The sequence below is a fragment of the Methylobacterium sp. B1 genome, assembly GCF_000333255.1.
Classification (GTDB): Bacteria; Pseudomonadota; Alphaproteobacteria; order Rhizobiales; family Beijerinckiaceae; genus Methylobacterium; species Methylobacterium fujisawaense.
Map to the genome: position 1 here is coordinate 1 of NZ_BACT01000384.1, position 4,365 is coordinate 4,365.

The 4,365-nt window shown below is 75.2% G+C and carries 6 protein-coding genes; 5 read left to right on the forward strand and 1 reads right to left on the reverse strand.

The annotated features are described in order from the left end of the window. The 5 genes from I53_RS11320 to I53_RS11340 all read left to right on the forward strand — a co-directional run. Positions 1 to 324, forward strand: a 324-nt coding sequence (locus I53_RS11320) for a DUF2293 domain-containing protein (protein ID WP_043350591.1), incomplete at its 5' end; no start/stop codon positions are given. Positions 325 to 421: 97 nt separating this feature from the next. Next, complete coding sequence (locus I53_RS11325; protein ID WP_043350594.1) at positions 422 to 631, forward strand: molybdopterin-binding protein; 210 nt, start codon at positions 422 to 424, stop codon at positions 629 to 631. Between the two features lie 151 nt (positions 632 to 782). Beyond that, positions 783 to 1,838 (forward strand): tRNA (adenosine(37)-N6)-threonylcarbamoyltransferase complex transferase subunit TsaD, encoded by a 1,056-nt coding sequence (tsaD, locus tag I53_RS11330; protein ID WP_043350596.1) that lies wholly within the window; start codon positions 783 to 785, stop codon positions 1,836 to 1,838. Then, positions 1,835 to 2,692: a GNAT family N-acetyltransferase gene (locus I53_RS11335; protein WP_043350598.1), complete on the forward strand. Its 858-nt coding sequence runs from the start codon at positions 1,835 to 1,837 to the stop codon at positions 2,690 to 2,692. The genes tsaD and I53_RS11335 overlap by 4 nt, the downstream gene beginning before the upstream one ends. Next, positions 2,689 to 3,687, forward strand: coding sequence for an NAD(P)H-dependent glycerol-3-phosphate dehydrogenase (locus I53_RS11340; RefSeq protein WP_043350600.1), 999 nt, complete (start codon positions 2,689 to 2,691; stop codon positions 3,685 to 3,687). Before I53_RS11335 ends, I53_RS11340 begins: the two co-directional genes overlap by 4 nt. Positions 3,688 to 4,015: 328 nt before the next feature. Here the strand turns inward: I53_RS11340 and I53_RS11345 are convergent. Beyond that, a partial coding sequence (locus tag I53_RS11345) for an EAL domain-containing protein (protein ID WP_043350602.1) occupies positions 4,016 to 4,365 on the reverse strand: 350 nt, incomplete at its 5' end.

The following is a 4,365-nucleotide window of genomic DNA, read 5'->3' on the forward strand; positions in this document are numbered from 1 at the left end:
GCCGCTGATCGCCGGGACGCCGTCGCCGCGGCGCTGGCCCGGCTTGCCCTGCGCCTCCCGGATTTCGAGGCGGAGGCCGCCCTCGACCGGGCGCTGGCCAGCCCGGGCCTGCGCCGGGCCGCCCCGGAGACCGCGGCACGCCTCGCCCTCATCACGTACGCACGCCACGTCTTCACCGATTACGACGACCTCCTGGCCGACGGATACGACCGGGACAGCGCCCGGCACTTCGTCCTCGACGATCTCAACGCCGCGCTGGCCGCCTGGGGGGCCGCGCCGATCCCCGAGGACGAGGCCGGCGAGCCTGAGGCCGATCCGCGCTGAGGCGGTCGCGCGGGACCCCGCCATGCTGTAGGAGACCTGCCCGAGGCCGCCCGACGCGACCTGTTCCGGTGCGGCTTTTGGAGCGAGGCAGCAGACCATGAAGATCAGCGCGCGCAACGTTCTCAAGGGTACGGTCCTCTCCGTGGACAAGGGGGCGACCACCTCCCACGTGAAGATCGAGATCAGCCCCGGCCAAGTGGTCACCGCTTCGATCACCAACGAGGCTGTCGAATCCCTCAAGCTCGTCGCCGGCGGTCCCGCCTACGCGGTGATCAAGGCTTCCGACGTCATGGTCGCCGTCGACTGAGGGCGTCCTCGCGCCGTCCCCTCATCCCGAGGCCTGCGCTGCGCTCCGGCACCGCAGGACGCGGATGGGACGGACGGCTGAGACCATGCTCCGCTTTCGCGCCGTGACCGCCGGCGGATAGGATGCGGTCCGGATCGGAGGAGTTCAACCCGTGCAGAAGACCGTGCTCGGCATCGAGACCACCTGCGATGAGACCGCCGCCGCCGTGGTGTCGGTCGACGAGGATGGTGTCGGCCAGATCCGCGCCAACGAGGTACTGAGCCAGATCGCCGAGCACGCGGCCTATGGCGGCGTCGTGCCGGAGATCGCCGCCCGCGCCCACGTGGAGGTGCTCGACCGGCTGATCGCCCGTGCCCTCGACCGGGCCGGGACCGGCTTCCGGGACCTCGACGGCATCGCGGTGGCCGCCGGCCCCGGGCTGATCGGCGGCGTGCTGGTCGGCCTCGTCACCGCCAAGACCCTGGCGCTCGTGACCCGCAAGCCCCTGCTCGCCGTCAACCATCTGGAAGCCCACGCGCTCACGGCGCGGCTCACCGACGGCGTCGCCTTCCCGTACCTGCTGCTCCTGGTCTCGGGCGGCCACACCCAGCTCGTCGCCGTGCGCGGCGTCGGCGACTACGTGCGGCTCGGCTCGACCGTCGACGACGCCATCGGCGAGGCTTTCGACAAGGTCGCCAAGCTCCTCGGCCTCGGCTATCCCGGTGGTCCCGCGGTCGAGCGCATGGCCGAGGCCGGCGATCCCGAGCGCTTCGCCCTGCCCCGGCCGATGCTCGGCCGCCGCGAGGCCGACTTCTCCCTCTCGGGCCTCAAGACCGCCGTGCGGATCGAGGCCGAGCGGATCGCCCCGCTGGCCGAGCGCGACGTCGCCGATCTCTGCGCGAGCTTCCAGGCCGCCGTGGTCGACGTGGTGGTGGACCGCGCCCGGGTCGCCCTGCGCGCCTTCTCGGACGTGGCCGGACGGCCCACCGCCCTGGTGGCGGCGGGGGGCGTGGCGGCCAACGGTGCCATCCGGCGGGCGCTGGCCGCCCTGGCCGGCGAGGCGGGCCTGAGCTTCGTGGCGCCGCCCCTGCCGCTCTGCGGCGACAACGGCGCGATGATCGCCTGGGCCGGGCTGGAGCGCCTGCGCCTCGGGCTGGTGGACGACCTCACGGCCCCGGCGCGGCCCCGCTGGCCGCTGGCGGCCCGGGCGGCGGTGCCGGCCGGATGAACCCGGCGGACCGGCGCACGCATTGGCGGGATTTGGTGGAGCGCCGCCTGCCCGAAGCCGTCCGTCCGGACTGGCCGGTGCGGCTCGACCATTGCTTCGCCCGCATCCTCCTGGACAATGCCTGCGGCGGCCCCTGGCGCGACCATACCCGCCCGCCCGCCTATGCCACCATGCCGCTCGGTCAGCTCGAGATCGCGATCGCGCTGGGCGAGGCGGTGCTCGCCGGCCGGGCGGACCTCGCGCTCCTGAACCGCCGCTCCCTGGCCTGGCGCGGCAAGATCGCCGCCGCCCCGGTGCCGGAGGCCCTCCGGGACGGCGACCTGACCCTCCGCCGCTGGCGGCCGGAGGATACGGCGCCCTTCGCGGCGCTCAACGCCGATCCGGCGGTGATGGCTCATTTCCCGCGGCCCCGGACCGAGGCGGAGAGCGCCGCCGAGGCCGACCTTTGCGACCGCCGCTTCGTGGCGGACGGGTTCGGCCCCTGGGCCCTGGAGCATGCGGGCCGGTTCATCGGCTTCGCCGGCCCGATGCGGATCCTGCGACCCCTGCCCTTCCCGGGGGGCGACCGGCCCGGAACGACGGTCGAACTGGCCTGGCGCCTCGCACGCGAGGCCTGGGGCCACGGCTTCGCCACCCGGGCCGCGCGGCTCGCCCTCGCCGATCTCGCCGGGCGCTGCAGGATCCGGAGCGTCGTGGCCTTCACGGCGGTCGGCAACGACCGCTCCCGGGCCGTGATGGAGCGCCTCGGCCTGAGGCCGGCCGGGACATTCCCGCATCCGGCGGTGCCGGAGGGGCCGCTGCGCGCGCACGTGCTCTACCGGCTGGACTGCGCGGACAGGGAGGAAGCGGCATGAGCGCGGAGACCCCGATCAACGTCGTCGGCGGCGGGGCCTGGGGCACGGCGCTGGCCAACGCCGCCGCCGGGGCCGGCCATCCCGTCACCCTCTGGCTGCGCGATGCGCAGGCCGCGGCCGCCCTCCAGGCCCAGCGGGAGAATCCGCGCTACCTGCCGGGCGTGCCGCTGCATCCCGCGATCCGCGCGACGGCCGATGCCGACGCCCTCGCGGGCGCCCGGGCGACGCTCGTGGTGGTGCCCGCCCAGACCATGCGCGGCGTGCTGGAAACTCTGCGCGGTCCCCTGGCCAGCGCCGGGCCGGTGATCCTCTGCGCCAAGGGAATCGAGCGCGGCAGCGACAGCTTCATGAGCGCGGTGGCCGAGCAGGTCCTACCCCCCGGTGTGCCCGTGGCGGTCCTGTCCGGCCCGAGCTTCGCAGCCGACGTCGCCCGCGGCCTGCCCACCGCCGTGACCCTGGCGGCGGCCGATGCCGGCCTCGCCGCCGGCTTGAGCGCCCTGCTGTCCGGGCCGAGCTTCCGCCTCTACCACACCGACGACGTGCGGGGCGTCGAGATCGGCGGCGCCGGCAAGAACGTGCTGGCCATCGCCTGCGGGATCGTGGTGGGGCGCGGCCTCGGTGAGAGCGCCCGGGCGGCGCTGATCGCCCGGGCCTTCGCCGAACTGATGCGCTTCGCCCGCGCCTTCGGCGGGCGGCCCGAGACGCTGATGGGGCTCTCGGGGCTCGGTGACCTCGTGCTCACCGCCTCCTCGCCGCAATCGCGCAACTTCGCTTTCGGCCAGCGGCTCGGCGCCGGCGCCAGCCCGGCCGAGGCCGCGGGCGGCAAGCTCGCCGAGGGGGCGTTCACCGCCGCGGCCCTCGCGGGCCTCGCCGCCGCGAAGGGTCTCGAGATGCCGGTGGCGGAAGCCGTCGCCGCCATCGTGGCCGGCTCGGCCAGCGTCGACGACGTGATCGCCGGCCTGCTGGCCCGGCCGCTGCGCGGGGAGACCGACTGAGGGCGCCCTCCCCGGGGCGCAGGCCGCCGACGCACCCGGTGCCCGGACCCGGGACCGCGCATCCGGGTCTCTGGCGGGCGCTGGGGGCAGGCCCTGCGTGATCCGTCACGGCTCCGCCTCGATCCGCCGCCCAGGGGCTCGGCCCTCTGGTCGCGTGGCTGTCGACGACGGGGCCGGGGGCGCTGCGCGGAGCGCCTCCCCGGATCGCGGATCGGACCCGCGACAGCGTCGGCAGCCCGACCGCGGGGCCGCCATCGACCACCTCCGCCGGGATGAGCCGGCGCCGGGGCCGCCCCTCTTCGAGGTGAGGCGACCGGCCCGATGCGCCTCAGGCCACGGCGGCCGCCCGGTCCGGCGCCGCGCCGTGGGTGTGGGTGGAAAAGCGCGCGATCGGCTCGGGTCGGCCCAGCAGATAACCCTGGGCGAGGGTGCAGTTCTCCTGCGCCAGGAAGGACAGCTCCTCGGCGGTCTCCACGCCCTCCGCCACCACGGCGAGCCCCAGACCCCGACCCAGCCCCAGCACGGAGCGCACGATCGCGGCCCCCTGCGGGTTGCTGTGGACCGCCTTGATGAACGAGCCGTCGATCTTGATCCGGTCGAACGGGAAGGCGCGCAGGTTCGACAGCGAGGAATAGCCGGTGCCGAAATCGTCCATGGCGATCTGCACGCCGAGCGCCT